The sequence below is a fragment of the Pseudotabrizicola sp. genome (assembly GCF_030656345.1).
Taxonomy (GTDB): domain Bacteria; phylum Pseudomonadota; class Alphaproteobacteria; order Rhodobacterales; family Rhodobacteraceae; genus Pseudotabrizicola.
Map to the genome: position 1 here is coordinate 19,356 of NZ_JAUSNR010000023.1, position 21,031 is coordinate 40,386.

Consider the following 21,031-nt stretch of genomic DNA (forward strand, 5'->3'; position numbering starts at 1 on the left):
GCGATGACTCTCGCCGCCGGTCCCCTCTCCCAGCCCGAACCGATGCGCGCCAGCCTGTCGGCCTGCCCGGCCTGCGTGGCGGCTCCATCGGCAGAACGTCTGGCGCAGATGGCGCAGCCCACCTCCGCCCGGCTGATGTTGTCGGTACCGCTGGCCCATTGCGCCGTCTGCATCTCGACGCTCGAACGGGCCATGGCCGCCGTGCCCGGCGTCACCTCGGCCCGGCTGAACCTGACGCTCAAACGCATCAGCGTCGAGGCCGCGCCATCGGTCACCGCCGACACCCTGATCGCCGCGGCCGCCAGCGCGGGCTATGAGGCGCATGAGCTTGACCCCGGCCTGCTGTCCAGCACCGAAACCGACCGTCAGGGCCGCGATCTGCTGATGCGGCTGGGCGTCGCATTCTTTTCCATGATGAACATCATGCTGCTGTCGGTCGCGGTCTGGTCAGGCGCGGAAGATGCCACGCGTGACATGTTCCACTGGATTTCCGCCGTCATCGCCCTGCCCACGGTGGTGTTCTCGGGCCAGCCGTTCTTCAAATCCGCCTGGCGGTCGTTGCGCGCCGGTCGCCTTGGCATGGATGTGCCGATCAGCCTTGCGCTGATCCTTGCCTCCTCGATTTCGCTGTTTGAAACATGGATGTCCGGCCATCACGCCTATTTCGATGCGGCCGTGATGCTGACCTTCTTCCTGCTTCTGGGCCGCTATCTCGACCACCGCACCCGCGCTGTCGCCCGCTCAGCCGCCGAGGAACTGGCAGCCCTGGAGGTGCCGCGCGCCACGGTTCTGCGCGACGGGGCGGAAACCGTGGTGAGCATTACCGAAGTCGCTGTCGGGGATCTGGTCCGCGTCCGTCCCGGTGGCCGGATGCCGGTTGATGGCGTGGTGACCGAAGGCACGTCCGAGCTCGACCGCTCGCTCCTGACAGGTGAATCGCTGCCCGTCTATGCCGGCATCGGCAGCATCGTCTCGGCTGGCGAGGTGAACCTGACCGGCCCGCTCACCCTGCGCGTCACCGCTGCGGGCAAGGACAGCAGCCTGCACCGCATGGCTGATCTGGTTGCCGTCGCCGAGTCTGCCCGCACCAAATACACCAGTCTGGCCGAACGTGCCGCAGCGCTTTATTCACCCCTTGTCCATATCCTGTCCTTCGCTGCCTTCGGCTTCTGGATGTGGAAAACCGGCGGCGATCTGCGCTACGCCGTCAACATTTCTGCCGCTGTCCTGATCATCACCTGCCCTTGCGCGCTTGGCCTTGCCGTGCCCGCCGTGGTCACATCGGCAAGCGGCAGGCTGTTCCGCAAGGGTCTGCTGATCAAACAAGGCACCGCGCTGGAGCGCTTGGCCGAGGTGGATACCGTGGTCTTCGACAAAACCGGCACCCTGACCATGGGCACGCCGGAGCTGACCAACATGGCCGCCCACCCCAGTACGGCGACAGAGGTGGCTTACGCCCTCGCGAGCGCCTCATCGCACCCGCTGGCCATGGCGCTGGCCAGCGCTGCCCGCAGCGCAGGACTGCGCCCGGAACGGGTCGAAGATATCCGCGAAGTGCCGGGATACGGGGTCGAAGGCATCTGGAAAGGCACCCGCGTGCGCCTTGGCCGCGCGGAATGGTGCGGCGGGCAGGGGCTGGACGTGACGGCCACCTACCTGTGCACCGGCAGCGGCACCCCTCGCGCCTTCACCTTCGCCGACCGCCTGCGCCCCGGTGCCGAAACCGCCATCGCCGCGCTGAAGGCCCAAGGCATGACCATCAGGCTGATCTCGGGCGACGCCCCTGGTGCGGTGCGCGATCTGGCCGACCGGCTGGGCATCACCGACTGGACTGCAGGCGCCTTGCCCGCCGAAAAAGCGCAGACCGTGGCGCAGCTTACTGCCGCCGGGCACAAGGTGCTGATGGTGGGCGACGGTCTGAACGACACCGCCGCCCTTGCCGGTGCGCATGTCTCGATCTCACCCGCCTCGGCGCTGGACGCCGCCCGGGTGGCATCGGATATCGTGCTTCTGGGGCAGGATATGGCACCCATCGCCGACGCCGTTCGCATTGCGGGGCAGGCGACCAAGCGTATACAGGAAAACTTCGGCATCTCAGCGCTGTACAATGTCGTTGCCGTTCCACTGGCGCTGGTTGGTCTCGCCACCCCATTGGCGGCGGCGCTGGCGATGTCGCTGTCGTCGATCACCGTCTCGCTCAACGCGCTCAGGCTGAAATAATGGAAATTCTCGGACTGCTCATCCCGGTCTCGCTGATCCTCGGCGGCCTCGGCCTTGCCGCGTTTTTCTGGGCGATGCGAACCAAACAATTCGACGACCCCGAAGGCGACGCCAACCGCATCCTGACCAAGGATTACGACGACAAGCCAAAACCGGACGAGCCTGACCTTTAGGACACTATACCTTCAGCCCCGCTGGCAAGGGCAGGCCCGCTGCCGCATTGCACCTTTTTCAAATACTCCCGCCGGAGGCTGCGGCATTTCCCCCGCGCCACGCCTCAGAACATCTGCTGCACGCGTGGCCGGGGCACAGACCCCAACGACGAAAGCCTTACGGCCCCATCGCAAAGCATTGCACCGCACGCGCCTGCAACCGGCGACAGGCCAGATCGGCCTGATCCTGCGTCAACCCCATGAAGTTCGCCTCATAGCCGCCGCCGCGCTGCACCACTTTGCGCAGCCCGTCGTTCAGCGTTGCGCTTTCAGCCAGCTGGGTTTTCAAGAGCAACCGCTCCGCTTCCGAGCGCGAGTTGAAGCGCCCCAAAGTTACCCCCCAGTGCCGCGCGCTGGAGGTGGACAGGCGGATCACCACCGGCTCGTCCATCTGCTGCGCCTGCGGCGCATCGGCCACGCGGTCAAAGATCGGCGCATTGCGTTGGGGTGCGGGCGGCGGGGCGGGCATGGCCATGGCCGCCACCTGCACAGGTTCAGACACCATCAGCCCGTCATCCAGCGCCGCAAACTGTTCAGCCTGTGCATCAAGCGTCGGCTCGGCGCTCAGCGCCACGGCCTGCGCCTCCAGCGTTCCGGCCTCTGGGGCGATCTGCGGCGCGACTTCCGCCGCAGTGGCCACAACCACCTGCTCTGGGGCATCCGGCGCGGCCACTTCCGCCACCAGCGACTCAGGCCGTGGCGGGGGCGGTGCAATTGTGGGCTGCCCGGTCACCGGCGAGGCATCCGCCATGGCAACCGCCTGCGCATCCAGAGTTCCGGGCGGCGGCGGTTCGGCCACGGCTTCGGCCAGCGCCGCCGCGATGCTGTCCTCAATGGCGGCCACAGCCACCTCGGTCGCGGCCACACGTCCGGCATCCGGGCGCGCTGCCGGACGCGGCGATCTCGCCACCGCCGTCTGCAGGCGGATCGTCTTGCCCGCCCCGCCGACAACCTCTGGCAGGCCATCGGCTTCGGCCATCAACGCTTCGACATCCGCCGAATAGGCCGGTGCCTGTGGCACCGTGGTCGGCGCATTCGCAGGGGCGCGCTTGAACCCAAGGTCCAGCAGCTGCGCCACCTTGGCATTGCGCGCCGCGGTCGAGGTGCCGCCGAATACCGTGGCGATAATCCGCACATTCCCCCGTTCCGCCGAGGCGGTCAGGTTGAACCCGGCGGCATTGGTAAAGCCGGTCTTGATGCCGTCGGCCCCCTTGTACGCGTCCAGGAACCGGCTGTTGGTGTTGCGCACCGTGGCGATTCCGGCATCTGTCGAGCGGCGGGAGAAGATGTTGTAATACTGCGGGAAATCGAAAAACAACCGTCGCCCCAGCGTGTTCATGTCACGCGCGGTCGACAGATGCCCGGTGGCGGTCAGCCCGTTGGCGTTCTTGAAGTTCGAATTGCGCATCCCGATCGCCTTGGCGGTCGCATCCATCCGCCGGGCAAACCCGGCCTCTGACCCGCCGATATGGTCGCCAAGCGCAGATGCCGCGTCATTGGCCGATTTGGTCGCTGCCGCCCGGATCAGGTGGCGGACCGAGATTTTCTGCCCCGCCTTCAGCCCCAGCCGCGACGGCGGCTTGGACGCGGCATTCGGCGTCACCGTCACCATCGTGTCCAGGCTCAGCCGTCCGCGCTGAATTTCCTCAAAGGTGATATACAGCGTCATCATCTTGGTCAGCGATGCCGGATGCAGCCGGGTGTCGGCATTTTCGGCATGCAGGATTTCACCCGTCCGGGCGTCCTGCACGATTGCGGCATAGGGCGCTGCACCTGACGGCTGCGATGACGAACAGGCCGCCACCACGATAAATGCCACCAGACAAACGAAATTGCGGGCATATTGCCCCATAAGCGTTGTCACGATGAAGTTCCTTGCTCTGCCACTGCCCGCCCCGATTGTTTTGTGGGGCGTGATTTGCGGCAACGCTAACACAGCAGATGATTCCGCAAAACCCCGGAAATTCAAGGACTTTGCAGTTTATCTTCAGGTAGTGGTAAATCAGGCGGAAGCCTGCGCAGCCATCCTATATCTTGTGGCCGCCCTGCAGCTTTGCCACCAGATCGGGAAGACCGCCCAGATCGGGCAAAAGATGAAAGCGGGCATGGTCCTGCGGGGCCTCGGCATGCTCCAGCACCCAGGTCAGGCCGTGCGGCACATGCACGCCCCAGCCCCCTACATCCAGCACCGGCAGCACATCCGATTTCAGCGAATTGCCCACCATCATCGCCTGATCGGGTTGCGTTGCGTGGCGGGCAAAGATCGCGGCATAGACCCCCGGCGACTTGTCCGACACAATCTCCACCCCGTCGAACAGATCGCCCAGACCCGATTGCGCCAGCTTGCGTTCCTGATCCAGCAGATCACCCTTGGTGATCAGCAGCACCCGGTGATCTGCGGCCAGCGCCTCTACCGCCGCGCGGGCGTGGGGCAACAATTCAATCGGATGCCGCAGCATCTCACGCCCCGCCGCCATCAGATCAGCGATGACGGATGCGGGCACCCGGCCATCCGTCACCTCGATCGCGGTCTCGATCATCGACAGGACAAAGCCCTTCACCCCAAAGCCGTAATGCCCCAGATTGCGCCGTTCCGCCGCCAGCAGCCGGTCTTCCAGATGGTCCTGCGCGGCATAATCGGCCAGCAGCGCGACAAAACGTGCTTGCGTCAGCCGGAAAAACGCCTCGTTCTGCCACAAAGTATCATCTGCATCAAAACCGATCGTGGTCAGGGTCATCGGCACCTCCGTCTGCCGGTCTTCATGCCTGCTTTACACCTTTGTCGCAATCGTTGTGGGGGATACCCTTTCCCCACGGCCAAAAACCGCTATATTGCGCGCAGAACCCGATCATCCGAATCCTTACGCATGAGGCACCGCCCGTGACCCAGTTTCCCCATTCCATGTCGGACAAGACCGATGGGCCGGGCAATGACGCGGGGCTGCTGACCAAAACCAAAACCCGCACCCAGCGCCCGCCAATGTATAAGGTGATGTTGCTGAACGATGATTACACACCGATGGAATTTGTGGTGCATGTGCTGGAACGCTTCTTTGGCCTCAACCACGCGCAGGCGTTTGAAATCATGCTGACCGTGCACAAAAAGGGCCTCGCCGTCGTTGGCGTCTTTTCGGCAGAGGTGGCCGAAACCAAGGTCGCGCAGGTGATGGATTTTGCCCGCCGCCACCAGCACCCCCTGCAATGCACGATGGAGAAGGAATAGGCCCCGCGCCTGTTCCGACTGAATATGCGCTCTGCACGCCTTGATTTCGCGCTTGAAAGCGGTGCCCTTGTCCTGCCGCCGGACGGGCCGGTCGTCATCTATCGCCCGCGCGAAGGCGACGATCTGTCCAGCATCTCGATCTCGCGCGTGCATGTCGCCACCGGCTTCCGGCCTGATGCCGAATGGTTCAACGCCCGTGGCTATCAGGCGGCCGAAGGCCCGCCCTATGCCGCCGCCATTGTCTGCCTGCCCCGGTCGCGCGATGCCGCCCGCGCGCTGATCTCGCGCGCGATGGTCGAGGTGGTGCCGGGCGGCCCGGTCGCGGTGGATGGCCAGAAAACCGACGGCATCGACAGCATCCTGAAAGACTGCCGCGCCATGGGCCTGTCCATGTCCGGCCCGCTGTCCAAGGCGCATGGCAAGATCTTTGTGCTGCAGGCCGGGGCCGATCTGACCGGCTGGGACGCCCGTCCGCGCCTGATCGAAGGCGGCTTTCAGACCATTCCGGGCGTGTTTTCCGCCGATGCGCCCGACCGTGGTTCGGTCCTGCTGGCGCAGGCCTTGCCGGAAAAGCTGGGCAGCCGGGTGATCGACCTTGGGGCCGGCTGGGGCTATCTGTCCCGCGCGATTCTGACCCGGTCTTCCGTGGCCGAGCTTGATCTGGTCGAGGCCGAGCAGGACGCGCTTGATTGTGCGCAGGTCAATGTCGAAGACCCGCGCACCCGCTTTCACTGGGCCGATGCGCGCAGCTTCAAACCGCTGCGCCCGGCGCATGCGGTGGTGATGAACCCGCCTTTCCATGCCGGGCGTGATGCCGATCCGGCGCTTGGCGTGGCGTTTTTGCGGGCAGCGGCATCTATGTTGGTGCCCGATGGCACGCTTTGGCTGGTCGCCAACCGGCACTTGCCCTATCATCAGCCTCTGACCACACTGTTCCGCAAAGTTGAAGATATCGGCACTGACCCTGCCTTCCGGCTGACCCGCGCCAGCCACCCGGTCCGCGCCCGCTAGCCCCCTCCCAACACCCGAGGCACGCATGTCCCTTTCAATCACCGGCAAAACCGCCATCGTTACCGGGGCGGCCAAAGGCATCGGCCTTGCCGTCGCCCGCCATTTTCAGGCCAAGGGTGCCAATGTCATGTTCGTCGACATTGACGAGGACTCGCTGGACGCGGAACTGGGGGCCGAGGCGCGCGCCGAAGGCTCGGTGCGCATGTTCACCGGCGATCTGCGGCAAAAGCTGACCATTGCCAACCTGCTGTCGGCCACCATAGATGCCTTTGACCGGGTTGATATTCTGGTGAATGCCAGCCGCCGTATGGCGGTGTCTGACCCGTTGAATGTCGAAGATGACGCGGTCGAAATGCTGTGGCAGGAAAATGTGATGACCAGCCTGCGCCTGTCGCAGATGACTGCCAAGCGTATGATCGCACAGGCCGAAAAGGCGCAGGCCGAAGGCTTGATCGGGGCGATCATCAACATATCGTCAATTGCCGGCTGCCAGACCCAACCCGGCCTATTGGGCTATTCCATCGCCTCTGCGGCGGTCGATCAGATGACCCGCTCGATGGCGGTGGCGCTTGCGCCAAAGGGCATCCGCGTCAACGCTGTCGCCATCGGATCGGTGATGAGCGCCAGCCTGCAGACCGTGCTGAAAGACACGCCTGAATGGCGTGATGCCATCGTCAACGGCACCCCGCTGGGCCGGATCGCCGCGCCGGATGAACTGGCCGAGGTGATGCAGTTTCTGGCATCCGATGCATCGGGCTTCATGACCGGGCAGGTGCTGCGGGTGGATGGCGGGCGCAGCCTGCTCGACCGCGTCGTCATTCCCGCCTACTGAGCACTATTCCGGAAACTGCGCCCGGCACTGGGCAATGCCCGGCCCCGCTGCGCGCATCAGCGCCGTGCGCTTGTCCTGCATCGACGCAAGCTTTGCCGCCTCTGCGCGCAGGTCAATCGCCTTTGGCCGGGTCGAGGTTTCGCGCACCTCATCCAGACACATCCGGGGCGGCTCCGGCGGCGGCGCAGGCTGCCCCTCGGCCACGGGCCGGGGAATCGGGCGCGGGCATTGCACCCAACGGTCGCGGTAGGTCACCACTTCTTCCAGCGCGTAACCGCGCGCCAGATTGCCCTGACTTTCGGTGATCAGCCGGTCAAGCACCCGCACATCCCGCGTCTCACGCGCGATGCACCGTTCCTGCGGCGTGCCACAGGCGGCAAGCAGAACCAGAAAGACGAAACTGCGGCGCATGGAATCCCCCAAGGTTGCCAGACCCCCACTATACGCCCCCCTGCGGCAAATGCCATGTTGGCGCGGCGGCAGGCATTTGTTAGGCAAGGATCTACACGCTTTGGGGGAGCAGCCAATGACCGATCCGTTCGACGCCCGAAAGACCCGCGCCGCTGCATGGTTCCGCACCCTGCGCGACCGGATCGTCGCATCCTTCGAGGCGCTGGAAGACAGCCACGGCACCGGCACCCCCGGCCGGTTCGAGGTCACCCCCACCACCCGCGCCGACGGCGGCGGCGGGTTGATGAGCGTGATGCGCGGCGGTCGCGTGTTCGAGAAGATCGGCGTCAACGTGTCGGAAGTGCATGGCACATTGGGGACCCGCGCGCAAAAGGCCATGGCCGCGCGCGGTGTGCCGGGCATGGACCGCGACCCACGCTTCTGGGCCTCTGGCATCAGCCTTGTGGCCCATATGGTCAACCCGCATTGCCCTGCCGTCCACATGAACACCCGCATGTTCTGGACGCCCCACGCGTGGTGGTTCGGCGGCGGCGCCGACCTGAACCCGGCGCTGGAATATACTGAGGACACCGCGCATTTTCATGCCGAAATGCAGCGCGCCTGCGATGCCCATGACCCGGCCTATTACCCGCGCTTCAAGGAATGGGCCGATGAATACTTCTTCGTCCCGCACCGGGGCCGCGCCCGTGGGGTGGGGGGCATCTTCTATGACGATTTGAACACCGGCGGCGCGCAAGCCGATTCGTGGGAGGCAGATTTTGCCTTCACGCAAGACGTCGGCTCTGCCTTTCTGCCCGCCTTCGTGCCGCTGACAGAACGCCGCGTCGCCACCCCGTGGACGGATGCCGACCGCGAAACCCAGCTGATCCACCGCGGCCTTTATGCCGAATACAACCTCGTGTACGACCGGGGCACCAAGTTCGGGCTGGAAACCGGCCATGATGCCAATGCCGTGCTGATGAGCCTGCCACCCATCGCCAAGTGGACCTGACCCAGCTTCCGGCCTTTGCCCTGACCGCGCTGCTGATAGAGCTGACGCCGGGGCCGAACATGGCATGGCTGGCGCTGCTGGCCGCAACCGAAGGCCGCCGTCTTGGCTATGCCGCCGTGGCAGGCGTCTGCCTGGGCCTTGCGCTGATCGGGCTGCTGGCGGCGCTGGGCCTGGCCGCCCTGTTGCAGGCGCAGCCGCTGGCCTATCAGGCGCTGCGCTGGGCCGGGGTCGCGTATCTGTTGTGGATCGCGTGGGACACGTGGCGCGGCTCTGAGGCGGAGGAGGGTGGCGCAGAACCGGGGGCCTCTGCCTTTGCGCAGTTCCGGCGCGGGTTGATCACCAACCTGCTGAACCCCAAGGCGGCGGTGTTCTACGTCACGGTGCTGCCCGGCTTTCTGCCCGCCACCCCCGGCTTTGCCGAGGTGTCGGCACTGTCCTTTACCTTCGTCGTCATCGCCACCCTGATCCACGCCGGCATCGTCACTGCCGCAGGCACGGCGGCAGTATGGCTTGCGCAGGGCAGCCGGGTCAGGCTAACCCGGCGCATCATGGCTGTGGCGCTGGTCGCCGTGGCGCTCTGGCTGTTCACAAGGACCTGACCCGGATGACCCTTCCCACGCCCGACATCACCCTCCATGCCGCCTATGCCTCGGTTGTCGAAGATGACGAAGAGGGCATGCTGTTCATAGGCTTTGCCCAGGGTGAGGAAGAAGACGAACCCTACGCCCTGTTCCGCCAGCCGCTTGGCGGCGGGCCGGTCTGGTTCGCGGTGAATGACGAAGACTTTGGCGCGGATGCCGCGGTGCAAAGCATCACCCGCGATGCCAAGGGCCTGATAGTGACCATCCGCCCCGAACACATCGCCAGCTTCGGCTGGGCCACCACCATCGCCATCCGCATCGGCCCGCAGACCGAAGATGCGGATCAGGCGATTGACGCGCTGCATGATATGCTGGGTGGCATTTTCCCGCGCTGAATGGCGAGCGCCGCGATGATGTGACACGCGAACAAAGGCGGGGAGGCCCCCGCCCTACCCAAGCCGCGTACGCTGCGCCCTGATACAAAGCCAGCCCGGCACAAAAGGGGCAGGGCGGGGGTCTGCCCGCCCCGTGTCAGTTCAGGCGCTGCGCACCGTCTCGATCATCAGCGCCACATTGTCCGGGTTGGCATCCGGCGTGATTCCGTGGCCCAGGTTGAAGATATGCGGCCCCTTGCGGAACGCACTTACCACCCGCCGCGTCTCGCGCACCAGATCGTCGCCCCCCGTGACCATATGCACCGGCGACAGGTTGCCCTGCACACAACCCCCCGGCTGCACATGCGCCGCCGCCCACTCGGGCGTGACCGAGTTGTCAATCGCCACGCAATCCGCGCCACTCGCCCGGCCAAAGCCGATATAGCCATCCCCCGCCTCACGCGGGAAGGCAATCACCGGCAGGCCAAGGTGGCGCTCTTTCAGCGCGGCAATGATCCTGGCGGTCGGCTTCAGGGAAAAATCAATGAAATCCTCACCCTTCAGGCTGCCTGCCCATGAATCGAACAGCTTCACCACCTCGGCCCCGGCTTTCACCTGTTCGGACAGGTAGTCAACAGTTGCATCGGTGATGATGTCGATCAGCGCCACAAACGCCGCGCGGTCCGCCGCCTTCATCGCATGGGCCGCCGCCTGATCCTTCGACCCGCGCCCGGCGATCATATAGGTGGCAACCGTCCACGGCGCGCCGGCAAAACCGATCAGCGTGGTCTCTTTCGGCAGTTCCCGCGCGAGGATTTTCACCGTTTCATAAACCGGGCCCAGCGTGTCGTGGATCAGATCCTTGGGTTTCAGCGCCCGGACCTGCTCCATCGTCGTGGTGGTTTCCATCCGCGGACCTTCGCCTTCGACAAACCACAGCTTCGGCCCCAGTGCCTGCGGCAGTAGCAGGATATCGGCAAACAGGATCGCCGCATCAAACCCGAACCGCCGGATCGGCTGCAGAGTCACCTCGGCAGCCAGATCGGGGGTGTAGCACAGCGACAAAAAGTCACCCGCCTTTGCCCGGGTCGCGCGGTATTCGGGCAGGTAGCGCCCGGCCTGCCGCATCATCCAGATCGGCGGGGTGGGAAGAATTTCGCCTTTCAGCGCGCGAAGGATGGTCTTTTCGGTCATTCTGGGCTCCTTTGTCCCATGGGTCCGATGTGCGCCCCGCCTTGTCAAGAGTTGTCAGGCGAAGCTGACAGTTGTATGCCGGAACCCATGATGCAAAACCTGCCCTCCCCCGCCCAGCCCTTGAAGATTGGAACCCGTGGTTCGCCCCTTGCGCTGTGGCAGGCGCATGAGGTGCGGCGCTGCCTGATGGCGGCGTTTGATCTGCCCGAAACGGCGTTTGAAATCTGCGTGATCAAGGTGATGGGCGACCAGATCCTGGACAAGGCGCTGAAAGACATCGGCGGCAAGGGCCTGTTCACCCGCGAGATCGAAGAGGCGTTGCTGGACGGCGGCATCGACATCGCGGTGCATTCGATGAAGGACATGCCCACGGTCCAGCCGGGGGGTCTGATCCTTGACTGCTACCTGCCGCGCGAAGATGTGCGCGATGCCTTTGTCAGCCCGCATGTGGCGCGGCTGGCCGATCTGCCCCAAGGCGCGGTCGTCGGCTCGTCATCCCTGCGCCGCCGGGCGCAGTTGCGGCTGAAGCGGCCCGATCTGCAGCTGGTCGAGTTTCGCGGCAATGTGCAGACCCGGATGAAAAAGCTGAACGATGGCGTGGCGGTTGCCACCTTCCTTGCGATGGCCGGGCTGAACCGGCTGGGCATGGCGCATATGGCGCGCTCGGCCATTGAGACCGAAGACATGCTGCCCGCCGTGGCCCAGGGGGCCATCGGGGTGGAGCGGCGTTTGGGTGACACCAACACCGCCAGCCTGCTGGCCGCGATTCACGACATCCCCACAGGCCACCGCCTTGCCGCCGAACGGGCTATGCTGGCCCGGCTCGACGGGTCATGCGAAACGCCGATCGCGGGGCTGGCGACGCTGGAGGGCGATACCCTGCATTTGCGCGGTGAAATCCTGCGGCCTGACGGGTCGGAATCCATCACCGGCCAGCGCACAGGCCCGGTCGCAGACGCTGCCGCGCTTGGCACCGCTTTGGCGGATGAGCTGCTTGGCAAGGCACCAGACGGGTTCTTCAGCTGGCGCTGAACCAGCGCCGCCACGTGCCCTCTTAAATTTCCGTCATCCGGGTGTTACATCCGCCCGATGACCGATGACGCCCCGCCCCCTTTGCCACAGCCCGTGGCCACTGCCCTGCACAACGCGCTGGCGCAGCCATCGCAGCGCATCCGGGCCTTGGCCCTGCCGGGTGGCGGCCGGGTCTGGCTGAAACGGATCGAACAGGCCAGCGGGTTGATGCGTCTGCAAAAGGGCAATGGCCAAAGCGCCTTTGTCGCCGAACGCGACGCGCTGCGCCTGCTGCATGCCCGTGGCGTGCCGGTGGCGCAGGTGATGGCGGAAGGCCCTGACTATCTGCTGTTGCCCGATCTTGGCCCCACGCTCGCCGCCCTGATGCAGACCGCAGATCACCCGAAGGCTGACCGCATCGCCGCCTTTGCCGCCGCCGGAGCGGCATTGGCGGGGCTGCACCGCGCCGGGTTTTCGCATGGCCGCCCGGCTTTGCGCGATTTTTGCTGGCAACAGGGCGCGTTGCGGCTGATCGACCTTGAACGCTTCCGCAACCGCAAGCGCAGCCGGTTGGTCCGCGCCATGGATGTGGTGATCTTCACCCACAGCTGGTTTGCGCAGGGTCACGACACCGCCCCCGGCCCGGAACTTGACGGGGCGCTGAACGCCTATCGCGCCGCTGCGCCCGCCGGGCTTTGGCGCGCGGTCGCGCGGCTGGTGCGGCTGCTGGCACCGCTTGGCACCTTGGCGCGCGGCGTGGCCCGGATCAGCAAACCGTCAAAGGATGTGCAGGCGATCCCGCCCGCGCTGACCCATCTGGCGCAGGTCACGCAAACGCCGGGCTGATCCGGCCCCGGTCGGCCCCGGTCGGCAGGTCACGACTCCGGGGGCCGTTTCGCCGGAACCACCTTGCCGGGGTTCATCAGCCCAGTCGGGTCCAGCGCCGCCTTGACCGCGCGCATCACGTCCAGCGCCACGCTGTCCTTGCGCCGCGCCATCGACGGCAGCTTGGACAGGCCCACGCCATGTTCGGCCGAAAAGCTGCCGCCCAGATCCGCCACCACATCCTCGATCATCGTGATCACGCGGTCATAGGTGGCTTTGGACCCATCCACCGGGAATGCGGTGAAATGCAGGTTGCCATCGCCCAGATGCGCCACGCACACCGGCTCATGCGCCTGATCAACGCCTTCCAGCCGGGCGTGAATCGCCGTCAGGAAATCAGCCGCCCGGTCCAGCGGCACCGCGATATCGGTGTCGACAAAGGGGCGTTTGGCAAAGGTGATCTCTGCCGCCGCTTCGCGCCGCGCCCACATCACCCGGCGCTGCGCCTCCGATTGCGCGACGATGGCATCAAGGATCAGCCCCTCTTCCATCAAGCCCGCCACGGTGGTTTCCAAAAGGTCAGTCAGCGGCACCGACCCATCTGCCTGCACCTCGCACAAGGCGGGCGCGGTCGCGCCCAGCTCGGTCAAAATCGTCACCTCTGGCACATCGGCGAAGGGCAGGCCCAGATCGGGCCGCACCTGCGCCAGACGGCGGGAATAGCTGGCAGGCATGAATTCAAACGCCTCGACCAGCCCGCCTGACGCCTCTTGCAGCCGGTTCAGCAGCACCGTCGCATCGGGCAAAGCGCGCAGCGCCAGCGTGGCGGTGGCATGGGCGCGCGGGGCAGGGACCAGCTTCATCACTGCCGCCGTGATGATCCCCAGCGTCCCCTCGGCCCCGATGAACAGATCGCGCAAGGCGTAGCCCGAATTGTCCTTGTGCAGTGCCGACATCAGGTTCAGCACCCGCCCGTCGGCCAGAACCACCTCCAGCCCCAGACACAGGGACCGGGTCGAGCCATAGCGCAGCACATTCGACCCTCCGGCATTGGTCGACAGCACGCCACCGATCATCGCCGAGCCGCGCGCGCCGAACCACAGCGGAAAGTACAGCCCCTGCTCCGCCGCCGCATCGTGCAGGGCTGACAGGATCACCCCGGCCTCAACCACCGCCGTGCGCGTGCCGTGGTTCAGATCGCGGATGCGGTTCATCCGCTCAAGGCTGATCATCAGCCCGCCCGTGGTATAGGTGCCGCCCACCAGCCCGGTATTGCCCGACACCGGCACCACCGGCACACCATGCCGTGCCGCAAGCTGCACACAGCCCGCCACCTGCGCGGTATCAAAGGGCCGCACCACCGCAACAGGCTGGCCCGGATAAGTGCCGGTCCAGTCCTGCGCATGGCGGTCCATATCGCTGCCGGTCAGCACATGGGCCGGGCCAAGCAGGTCAGAAAGGTCGGAGATCAGGGTCATGGAACGGTCCTCGCCCGCACCGTAGGGGCCGGGGGCCGCTCAGCATTGACCTGTCGCGCAGCGCGCATCAAGCCCTTGCGGCCGGTCTTCGCTGCCCCCGCACCGAATTTTTAACCCCGCGCGCAGCGCAGAGTGCGGGAGCGCTCCGCGCGGGAGTATTTCAGAAAGGTGCAACCGGCAGGGTCAGTCCAGTTGATCCACCAGTGTCAGGATCTGTGGGCCAAGGCTTTCGACGGCGCGTTTCACGCCCGCCGCATTGGGATGGATGCCATCGGCCTGCATGTACTGTGCGATCTGGCCGGGGTCGGTCGCATCGGCGTCGATCAGGCCGAAATAGCTGCCGATATGCTGCGCGCCGTATTGCGCGGCCAGTTCGGGGTAGAGCTGGTCAAACGCGGTCTTGTAGGCCGGGCCGAAATTGCCCGGTGCCTCCATCCCGATCAGCAGTACCGGCAGTTGCCGGGTCTGCGCCTCGGTCAGGATCGCCTCGATATTCGCGCGGGTGACAGAGGGTTGCAGCCCGCGCAACAGGTCATTGCCACCCAATGTCACGATCATGGCATCAACCTCGTCGGTCAGGCTCCACGCCAGCCGCGACAGGCCCCCGGCAGAGGTATCACCCGACACGCCGCCGTTCAGCACGGTCACATCCGCGCCCTGATCGGCCAGCCATTGGTTCAGCTGTGGCACCAGCCCCTCGCCCTCGGGCAATCCGTAACCTGCCGTCAGGCTGTCACCCAGCGCGAAAATGGTCACGGGTTCGGCAAATGCTGCCCCCGCGACGGAAAACGGCAGGGCCAACGTAAACGTCAGGTTGCGGACGCAGCATTTTGCGCCATATGCAACAGGGGACAGAATAAAGGAAAACATCATGGGTCAGACCGTTCTGGCATTGAAGGATGCGACGCTGACACTGGCAGGCAATGCCGGGCCGGTCGAGATTCTGAAAGGGATCACGCTGGACGTCGCACAAGGCGAAACGCTGGGGCTGATCGGTCCGTCCGGGTCTGGCAAATCGTCTCTCCTCATGCTGATGGGCGGGCTGGAGCGCGCCACATCGGGGTCGGTTCTGGCGCTGGGGTCTGATCTGACCGCCCTAGACGAAGATGCCCTTGCGCGCTTTCGCAGAGGCAATATGGGGGTGGTGTTCCAATCTTTCCACCTGATCCCGACAATGACCGCGCTGGAAAACGTGGCCGTGCCGCTGGAACTGGCCGGGGTGACCGATGCCTTTGCCCGTGCCGAAGCCGAATTGCAGTCGGTGGGCCTTGGGTCGCGGATGGACCATTACCCGACGCAACTTTCGGGCGGCGAGCAGCAGCGCGTGGCATTGGCCCGCGCCGCAGCCCCGCGTCCGGCGATCCTGCTGGCGGATGAGCCGACCGGCAATCTGGATGGCGTCAACGGTGCCGCGATCATGGACATGCTGTTTGGTCTGCGCGACCGCCATGGTGCCACGCTGGTGCTGGTCACCCATGCGCCGGAGCTTGCTGCCAGATGTGACCGGGTGGTGCGGCTGGCCGATGGCCGGGTCGTGGGTGAAGACCGGATGAAAGCAGCAGCAGAATGACCGGCTGGTCTTTGGCATGGCGACTGGCCCGGCGCGAATTGCGCGGCGGCCTGCGCGGCTTTCGCATCTTCCTCGCCTGCCTCGCGCTGGGGGTGATGGCGATTGCGTCGGTCGGCATGGTTCGCGCCGCGATCGAGGCGGGCTTGCGCGATCAGGGCGCGGTTTTGCTGGGCGGCGATGCGCAGATGGAATTCACCTACCGCTTCGCGGACGACGCCGAGCGCGCCTTTATGGCCGGCATCGCCAGCCAAGTGTCCGAAGTGGTCGATTTCAATTCCATGGCCGTGCGCGGTGAAGACACGGCGCTGACCCAGATCAAGGCGGTCGATGCCGCCTATCCCCTTCTGGGTGCCGTGGTGCTGGAGCCTGACATGACACTGGCCGAGGCGCTTGCGCCGCAGGACGGCCTGCCCGGCGCGGTGATGGACAGGGTGCTGGTCGACCGGCTGGGCCTTGCGCCGGGCGATAGCTTCCGTTTGGGCGTGCAGGACTTCCGCCTTGGCGCGGTGCTGCTGCGCGAGCCGGATTCGGCGACCCAAGGATTCACGCTTGGCCCGCGCACCATGGTGCTGACCGAGGGGCTGGCGCAGTCGGGCCTGATCGGGCCGGGATCGCTGTATGAAACCAAATATCGGATGACCCTGCCGCCGGGCAGCGATCTGGCGGCACTTCGGACACAGACCGAGGCGCTGTACCGCGATTCTGGCGTGCGCTGGCAGGACAGCCGCCGCGCCACACCGGGGGTGGAGCGTTTTGTCGAACGCATGGGGTCTTTCCTCATTCTGGTCGGCCTTGCCGGGCTGGCCGTGGGCGGCGTCGGTGTGTCCTCGGCGGTGCGGGCCTATCTGGATGGCAAGGTCTCGACCATCGCCACGCTGAAAACGCTGGGGGCCGAGGGCGGGATGATCTTCCGCGTCTACCTGTTGCAGATCGCGGTGCTGGCCGGGATCGGGGTTGCCATCGGGCTGGTGCTGGGGGTGGCGATTCCGATGCTGCTGGCCCCGGTGATTTCGGCATCCTTGCCGCTGCCGGTGATCTTCCGCCCCTATCCGATGCCACTGGCCGAAGCGGCGTTTTACGGGCTGACGACGGCATTGCTGTTCACCCTCTGGCCGCTGGCGCGGACGCAAAGCGTACGGGCGGCGGCGCTGTATCGGGGGGCCGGGCGCGGTGGCTGGGCCGGATGGCCGGCGGCCATTGCGGTGGCCACGCTGCTGGCGCTGCTGATCGGCGGCGCGGTGCTGTTCTCCGGCGTGCCGACACTGGCGCTGGGCTCTGCCGCTGGCATTGCCGGGGCGCTGGCGGTGCTGGCGGGGGCGGCGTGGCTCTTGCGCCGGGCCGCCAATGCGCTGGCGCGTTCGGTACTGGCGCGGGGCCGGGTTGCGCTGCGGCTGGCGCTGGCCGCCATCGGCGGGCCACGGGCCGAAGCCACATCGGTGGTGCTGTCGCTGGGCCTTGGCCTGTCGGTGCTGGCCGCCGTTGGCCAGATCGAGGCCAACCTGCGCCTTGCCATCGCGCAGGATCTGCCCGAACGGGCACCTTCGTACTTCTTCGTCGACATCCAGCCTGACCAGATTGAGGCGTTTCTGACCCGCGTAACCGATGACCCCGCCGTCAGCAGGGTGGAAAGCGCGCCGATGCTGCGCGGCGTCGTCACCCGGATCAACGGCCGCCCCGCCCGCGAAGTGGCGGGCGAGCATTGGGTGGTGCGCGGTGACCGGGGTGTGACTTATTCCGCAACACCGTCGGAAACCACCACCATCACCGCTGGTGAATGGTGGCCCGCCGATTACACCGGCGACCCGCAAGTCAGCTTTTCCGCCGAATCCGCCGCCGAGATCGGGCTGAAGCTGGGCGACACCGTCACCGTCAACATTCTGGGCCGCGACATCACCGCCACCATCACCAGCTTTCGCGACGTTGATTTCTCGACCGGCGGCATGGGCTTTGTGATGACGCTGAACCCGGCGGCGCTTGCCGGTGCCCCCCATACCCACATCGCCACGGTCTATGCCGAAGCGGAGGCCGAGGCTGCGATCCTGCGCGATGTCTCGCGCGCCTATCCCAACGTCACCGCTGTCCGCGTGCGCGATGCCATCGACCGGGTGACAGAGGCGCTGGGCGCCATCGCCACTGCCACCGCCTGGGCAGCGGCGGCGACGCTGCTGACCGGATTTGTGGTGCTGATCGGCGCTGCCGCCGCAGGCGAGCGCGCGCGGGTCTATGAGGCGGCTGTGCTCAAGACGCTGGGGGCCACCCGTGGCCGCATCCTTGCCAGCTTTGCCCTGCGCTCAGCCCTGATGGGGGCGGCTGCCGGGCTGGTCGCCATCGTGGCGGGAGGGCTGGCGGGCTGGGCGGTGATGGTGTTCGTGATGGACTCCAGCTACCGTTTTGAACCGATCTCGGCGCTGGCCATCGTGGCGGGCGGCGTCATCGCCACCCTTGCCGCCGGGCTTGCCTTTGCCCTGCGCCCGCTTGCCGCCCGTCCGGCGCAGGTGCTGCGGTCAGGCGATTGAAGCAGGTTTTAAGAAAATTGAGCGCGCTGACGCGCGCGTTCTTTTTATCTCGCCTCTGTGGCGTGGCCACAACCGGCTCGGGCGATGCGCGCCGCGCGGGGATATTTAAGAACAGATGAAAGGCAGACGTCAGCGCAGGCCGATCAGGCCCGGCAGGTCGGCCATGTCAAAGAACGGTTCTGCGCCCACTGCGATCAGCCGCTCTGCCGGGGTGTGGGCGGCGTAGCCCATGCAGCGCATGCCCGCGGCAACTGCAGCCCGCGCGCCGGTGGGGCTGTCCTCGATCACCACGCACTCGGCGGGGGCGGCCCCAAGCTGCTGCGCTGCATGCAGGTACAGGTCCGGCGCGGGTTTGGGTGCGCCAAGCGTCTGGCCGGAATAGAGATGGCCACCGAACCGCGCGATCAGGCCGGGATGCTGGCCCAGCGTGATCTGCATCTTGGCATCCGACCCGTTCGATCCCATGGCAAAGGGAATCCCCGCCGCATCCAAGCTGTCCAGCACCTGCAGGATACCGGGGATCAGCGGCGTGCCGCCTGCCAGATGCGCATAGAGCCGCTGGTAGAACGCATCGACCCAATCGCCCGGCAGCGCCGCACCCGCCGCCCGGGCGCGGCTTGCCACATCGGCCATGGTGCCGCCGATGAAATCGCGGGCGATCACCTCAACGCTCAGGTGCAGCCCGTGGGCGGCGAATTCCCCCACCAGCAGGTCGAAGGTCATGCCTTCACTGTCCACCACCACGCCGTCACAGTCGAAGATCACGGCTTTCGGGGGCAGGGGGGCGGGGGTCATGCGGGCATCCGGAGCAGGGTGACGATGGTGTCGCCATAGCGGCGCTGGTCGGTAAGGTCCAGCCCGGCGGGGGCCAGCGGGGCGGTGCCCTCCTCCCAGACGATCATCGCACCGGGGGCGAACCAGCGACCGGCAAGGCAGGCGGCGATGGCCTTTTCGCCATAGGCTTTGCCATAGGGCGGGTCGAGGAACACCAGATCAAACGCCGCGCCCCGGTTTTCCCCCGGCTGCGTCGCATCGCGGCGCCAGACCTCGGTTTGCGCTTCGGCGCGCATCAGGGCGATGTTGCGCCGCAGCAGGGCCAGTGCTGGCTTGCCATCCTCAATAAACGCGGCCGTTTCAGCCCCGCGCGACAGCGCCTCCAGCCCCAGCGCGCCGGTCCCGGCAAACAGATCAAGCACCCGCGCCCCCTGCACCGGATTGCCATGGCCGCCATTGATCAGCAGGTTGAAGATCGACTCGCGCACCCGGTCTGACGTGGGGCGCAGATGCGCCTGCGCATCGCCTGCCCCCACCGGGGCCAGATGCAACCCGCGCGCCCGCCCGCCGATGATTCTCATCGCAGCAGCGCTTTCAGGTCGGTCGCGGGGTCGGCCACCAGTGCGGGGTCGGGGGATTTCCCCGCCTCGATCAGCCGCTTGCCGACCATATAGGCGCGGGCGTCGTTCATCGCATCCAGCGCCAGCAGGCGGTCGCCCTGATAATACCAGAACGACACTGCCCCCCCTTCGCCGGGGCGGGTGACAATCCGGTCATAGCCGGTGTTCATCCCGGCGATCTGCAGCTTGCAGTCGTACTGATCCGACCAGAACCACGGCGTGGCGCGGTAAGGCGTGTCTGCCCCCAGGATATTACCCGCCACCACCTCGGCCTGATCAATCGCATTGCCCACCGATTCCAGCCGCAACCGCCCGCCCTGCCACGGGAAGGACGCGCAATCGCCCGCCGCCCAGACATCCGGGGCCGAGGTGCGACCATGGCTGTCGGTGGCGATGCCGTTGTCGATCAGCAGGCCTGCGGCCTCGGCCAGCGCGGTATCAGGTGTGATCCCTACGCCGACAATCACGAAATCCGCTGCAAGCGCGCGCCCGTCCGTCAGCCGCGCGCCGGTCACCCGGGTCTCTCCCAGCAGCCGCTCCAGCCCGGTGCCTTCCAGCACCTTCACGCCATGCCCGGCATGCAGCGCGCGGAAATAACCCGAGGTTTCGGGCGAGGCCACCCGTTGCAGAATGCGCGGCGCCATCTCTACCACCGTCACATCTAAGCCCAGTTGCGCCGCCACCGCCGCCGCTTCCAGCCCGATATAGCCGCCGCCCACGATCACCACCCGGCGACCGGGCTGCACCTCTGCCCGCATCAGATCGACATCGACCAACCCGCGCAGCGTATAAACCCCGGCCAGATCGCCGCCCATCGCCGGCGGCAGGCGCCGCGGCGATGACCCTGTGGTCAGCGCCAGCGCGTCATAGAACAGCACATCGCCATCCACGGTCACACTGCGCGCGCCCGTGTCAATCGCCGTCACCGGCGCGCCCAGCCGCAACTGCACGCCCTGATCGGCCCAGAACTCCGGCGCGCGCAGCCACAGCCGTTCGGGACCGATCTCGCCCTTGAGGTAGGCCTTCGACAGCGGGGGCCGCTGATAGGGCGGCGCGCTTTCGGCACCGATCATGGTGATCGGCCCGCTGTGCCCCAGCCCGCGCAGCTTGGCCGCCAGCGCCGCCCCCGCCTGTCCCGCCCCGATGATCACCACGCGCATGCCATATTCCTCTGGTCGCCCAACGGGC

Annotated in this window: 21 protein-coding genes; 12 read left to right on the plus strand and 9 right to left on the minus strand. The window is 66.3% G+C overall.

What is annotated here, in order from left to right:
* The first annotated feature begins 3 nt into the window (after nucleotides 1-3).
* Together Q7J44_RS12960 and ccoS are read left to right on the plus strand one after the other, a co-directional pair.
* The gene (locus Q7J44_RS12960; RefSeq protein WP_304880529.1) at nucleotides 4-2,220 is read left to right on the plus strand and encodes a heavy metal translocating P-type ATPase; all 2,217 of its coding nucleotides are present in this window, start codon (nucleotides 4-6) and stop codon (nucleotides 2,218-2,220) included.
* Nucleotides 2,220-2,393 (plus strand): cbb3-type cytochrome oxidase assembly protein CcoS, encoded by a 174-nt coding sequence (gene ccoS / locus Q7J44_RS12965; protein WP_304880531.1) that lies wholly within the window; start codon nucleotides 2,220-2,222, stop codon nucleotides 2,391-2,393. The genes Q7J44_RS12960 and ccoS overlap by 1 nt, the downstream gene beginning before the upstream one ends.
* Nucleotides 2,394-2,550: 157 nt before the next feature.
* Here the strand turns inward: ccoS and Q7J44_RS12970 are convergent, their stop codons facing one another.
* On the minus strand, nucleotides 2,551-4,296 hold the full coding sequence (locus Q7J44_RS12970) for a serine hydrolase (RefSeq protein WP_304880533.1): 1,746 nt from the start codon (nucleotides 4,294-4,296) through the stop codon (nucleotides 2,551-2,553).
* Between the two features lie 163 nt (nucleotides 4,297-4,459).
* The gene (locus Q7J44_RS12975; protein WP_370693009.1) at nucleotides 4,460-5,170 is read right to left on the minus strand and encodes an HAD family hydrolase; all 711 of its coding nucleotides are present in this window, start codon (nucleotides 5,168-5,170) and stop codon (nucleotides 4,460-4,462) included.
* A gap of 164 nt (nucleotides 5,171-5,334) precedes the next feature.
* Between Q7J44_RS12975 and clpS the strand changes: the two genes are divergently transcribed.
* From clpS to Q7J44_RS12990, 3 genes are read left to right on the plus strand one after another with little or no spacing between them, the layout of a single operon-like run.
* A complete protein-coding gene (gene clpS / locus Q7J44_RS12980) occupies nucleotides 5,335-5,655 on the plus strand; it encodes an ATP-dependent Clp protease adapter ClpS (RefSeq protein ID WP_304880965.1) in 321 nt (106 codons plus the stop codon).
* A gap of 24 nt (nucleotides 5,656-5,679) precedes the next feature.
* Complete coding sequence (locus tag Q7J44_RS12985) at nucleotides 5,680-6,666, plus strand: class I SAM-dependent methyltransferase (protein ID WP_304880536.1); 987 nt, start codon at nucleotides 5,680-5,682, stop codon at nucleotides 6,664-6,666.
* Nucleotides 6,667-6,691: 25 nt separating this feature from the next.
* Nucleotides 6,692-7,498, plus strand: coding sequence for an SDR family NAD(P)-dependent oxidoreductase (locus Q7J44_RS12990; protein ID WP_304880538.1), 807 nt, complete (start codon nucleotides 6,692-6,694; stop codon nucleotides 7,496-7,498).
* Nucleotides 7,499-7,501: 3 nt separating this feature from the next.
* Here Q7J44_RS12990 and Q7J44_RS12995 read toward each other — a convergent pair whose 3' ends face one another.
* Nucleotides 7,502-7,909 (minus strand): hypothetical protein, encoded by a 408-nt coding sequence (locus Q7J44_RS12995; RefSeq protein ID WP_304880539.1) that lies wholly within the window; start codon nucleotides 7,907-7,909, stop codon nucleotides 7,502-7,504.
* Nucleotides 7,910-8,024: 115 nt separating this feature from the next.
* On the opposite strand from Q7J44_RS12995, the gene hemF reads away from it, so the two are divergent.
* Genes hemF through Q7J44_RS13010 form a run of 3 tightly spaced genes read left to right on the plus strand, consistent with a single transcriptional unit; the run spans nucleotide 8,025 to nucleotide 9,876 of the window.
* Nucleotides 8,025-8,900, plus strand: a complete 876-nt coding sequence (hemF, locus tag Q7J44_RS13000) for an oxygen-dependent coproporphyrinogen oxidase (protein ID WP_304880541.1) — start codon at nucleotides 8,025-8,027, stop codon at nucleotides 8,898-8,900.
* A complete protein-coding gene (locus Q7J44_RS13005; protein ID WP_304880543.1) occupies nucleotides 8,891-9,499 on the plus strand; it encodes a LysE family translocator in 609 nt (202 codons plus the stop codon). Before hemF ends, Q7J44_RS13005 begins: the two co-directional genes overlap by 10 nt.
* Nucleotides 9,500-9,504: 5 nt before the next feature.
* The gene (locus Q7J44_RS13010; RefSeq protein WP_304880545.1) at nucleotides 9,505-9,876 is read left to right on the plus strand and encodes a hypothetical protein; all 372 of its coding nucleotides are present in this window, start codon (nucleotides 9,505-9,507) and stop codon (nucleotides 9,874-9,876) included.
* A 141-nt stretch (nucleotides 9,877-10,017) separates the two neighbouring features.
* On the opposite strand, the gene hemE is transcribed toward Q7J44_RS13010, so the two are convergent.
* Entirely contained in the window at nucleotides 10,018-11,049 is a 1,032-nt protein-coding gene (gene hemE / locus Q7J44_RS13015; protein WP_304880547.1) for a uroporphyrinogen decarboxylase, read from the minus strand.
* Nucleotides 11,050-11,136: 87 nt separating this feature from the next.
* On the opposite strand from hemE, the gene hemC reads away from it, so the two are divergent.
* Complete coding sequence (gene hemC, locus Q7J44_RS13020; protein ID WP_304880968.1) at nucleotides 11,137-12,081, plus strand: hydroxymethylbilane synthase; 945 nt, start codon at nucleotides 11,137-11,139, stop codon at nucleotides 12,079-12,081.
* A 57-nt stretch (nucleotides 12,082-12,138) separates the two neighbouring features.
* Nucleotides 12,139-12,906, plus strand: coding sequence for a lipopolysaccharide kinase InaA family protein (locus tag Q7J44_RS13025; RefSeq protein ID WP_304880549.1), 768 nt, complete (start codon nucleotides 12,139-12,141; stop codon nucleotides 12,904-12,906).
* Nucleotides 12,907-12,935: 29 nt separating this feature from the next.
* Here the strand turns inward: Q7J44_RS13025 and Q7J44_RS13030 are convergent, their stop codons facing one another.
* Both Q7J44_RS13030 and Q7J44_RS13035 read right to left on the minus strand, forming a co-directional pair.
* Nucleotides 12,936-14,363 carry an FAD-binding oxidoreductase gene (locus Q7J44_RS13030; RefSeq protein ID WP_304880551.1) on the minus strand — a complete coding sequence of 476 codons (1,428 nt, stop codon included), beginning with the start codon at nucleotides 14,361-14,363 and terminating at the stop codon, nucleotides 12,936-12,938.
* 183 nt (nucleotides 14,364-14,546) lie between these two features.
* Nucleotides 14,547-15,236, minus strand: a complete 690-nt coding sequence (locus Q7J44_RS13035) for an arylesterase (RefSeq protein WP_370693010.1) — start codon at nucleotides 15,234-15,236, stop codon at nucleotides 14,547-14,549.
* Between Q7J44_RS13035 and Q7J44_RS13040 the strand changes: the two genes are divergently transcribed.
* Entirely contained in the window at nucleotides 15,235-15,933 is a 699-nt protein-coding gene (locus tag Q7J44_RS13040) for an ABC transporter ATP-binding protein (protein WP_304880553.1), read from the plus strand. The genes Q7J44_RS13035 and Q7J44_RS13040 overlap by 2 nt on opposite strands.
* Nucleotides 15,930-18,449: an ABC transporter permease gene (locus Q7J44_RS13045; RefSeq protein WP_304880555.1), complete on the plus strand. Its 2,520-nt coding sequence runs from the start codon at nucleotides 15,930-15,932 to the stop codon at nucleotides 18,447-18,449. The genes Q7J44_RS13040 and Q7J44_RS13045 overlap by 4 nt, the downstream gene beginning before the upstream one ends.
* A 129-nt stretch (nucleotides 18,450-18,578) precedes the next feature.
* Here the strand turns inward: Q7J44_RS13045 and Q7J44_RS13050 are convergent, their stop codons facing one another.
* Genes Q7J44_RS13050 through Q7J44_RS13060 form a run of 3 tightly spaced genes read right to left on the minus strand, consistent with a single transcriptional unit; the run spans nucleotide 18,579 to nucleotide 21,003 of the window.
* A complete protein-coding gene (locus Q7J44_RS13050; protein ID WP_304880556.1) occupies nucleotides 18,579-19,244 on the minus strand; it encodes an HAD family phosphatase in 666 nt (221 codons plus the stop codon).
* Nucleotides 19,241-19,804 (minus strand): 16S rRNA (guanine(966)-N(2))-methyltransferase RsmD, encoded by a 564-nt coding sequence (gene rsmD, locus Q7J44_RS13055; RefSeq protein WP_304880557.1) that lies wholly within the window; start codon nucleotides 19,802-19,804, stop codon nucleotides 19,241-19,243. Before rsmD ends, Q7J44_RS13050 begins: the two co-directional genes overlap by 4 nt.
* Complete coding sequence (locus Q7J44_RS13060) at nucleotides 19,801-21,003, minus strand: NAD(P)/FAD-dependent oxidoreductase (RefSeq protein WP_304880558.1); 1,203 nt, start codon at nucleotides 21,001-21,003, stop codon at nucleotides 19,801-19,803. Before Q7J44_RS13060 ends, rsmD begins: the two co-directional genes overlap by 4 nt.
* Nucleotides 21,004-21,031: the final 28 nt, after the last annotated feature.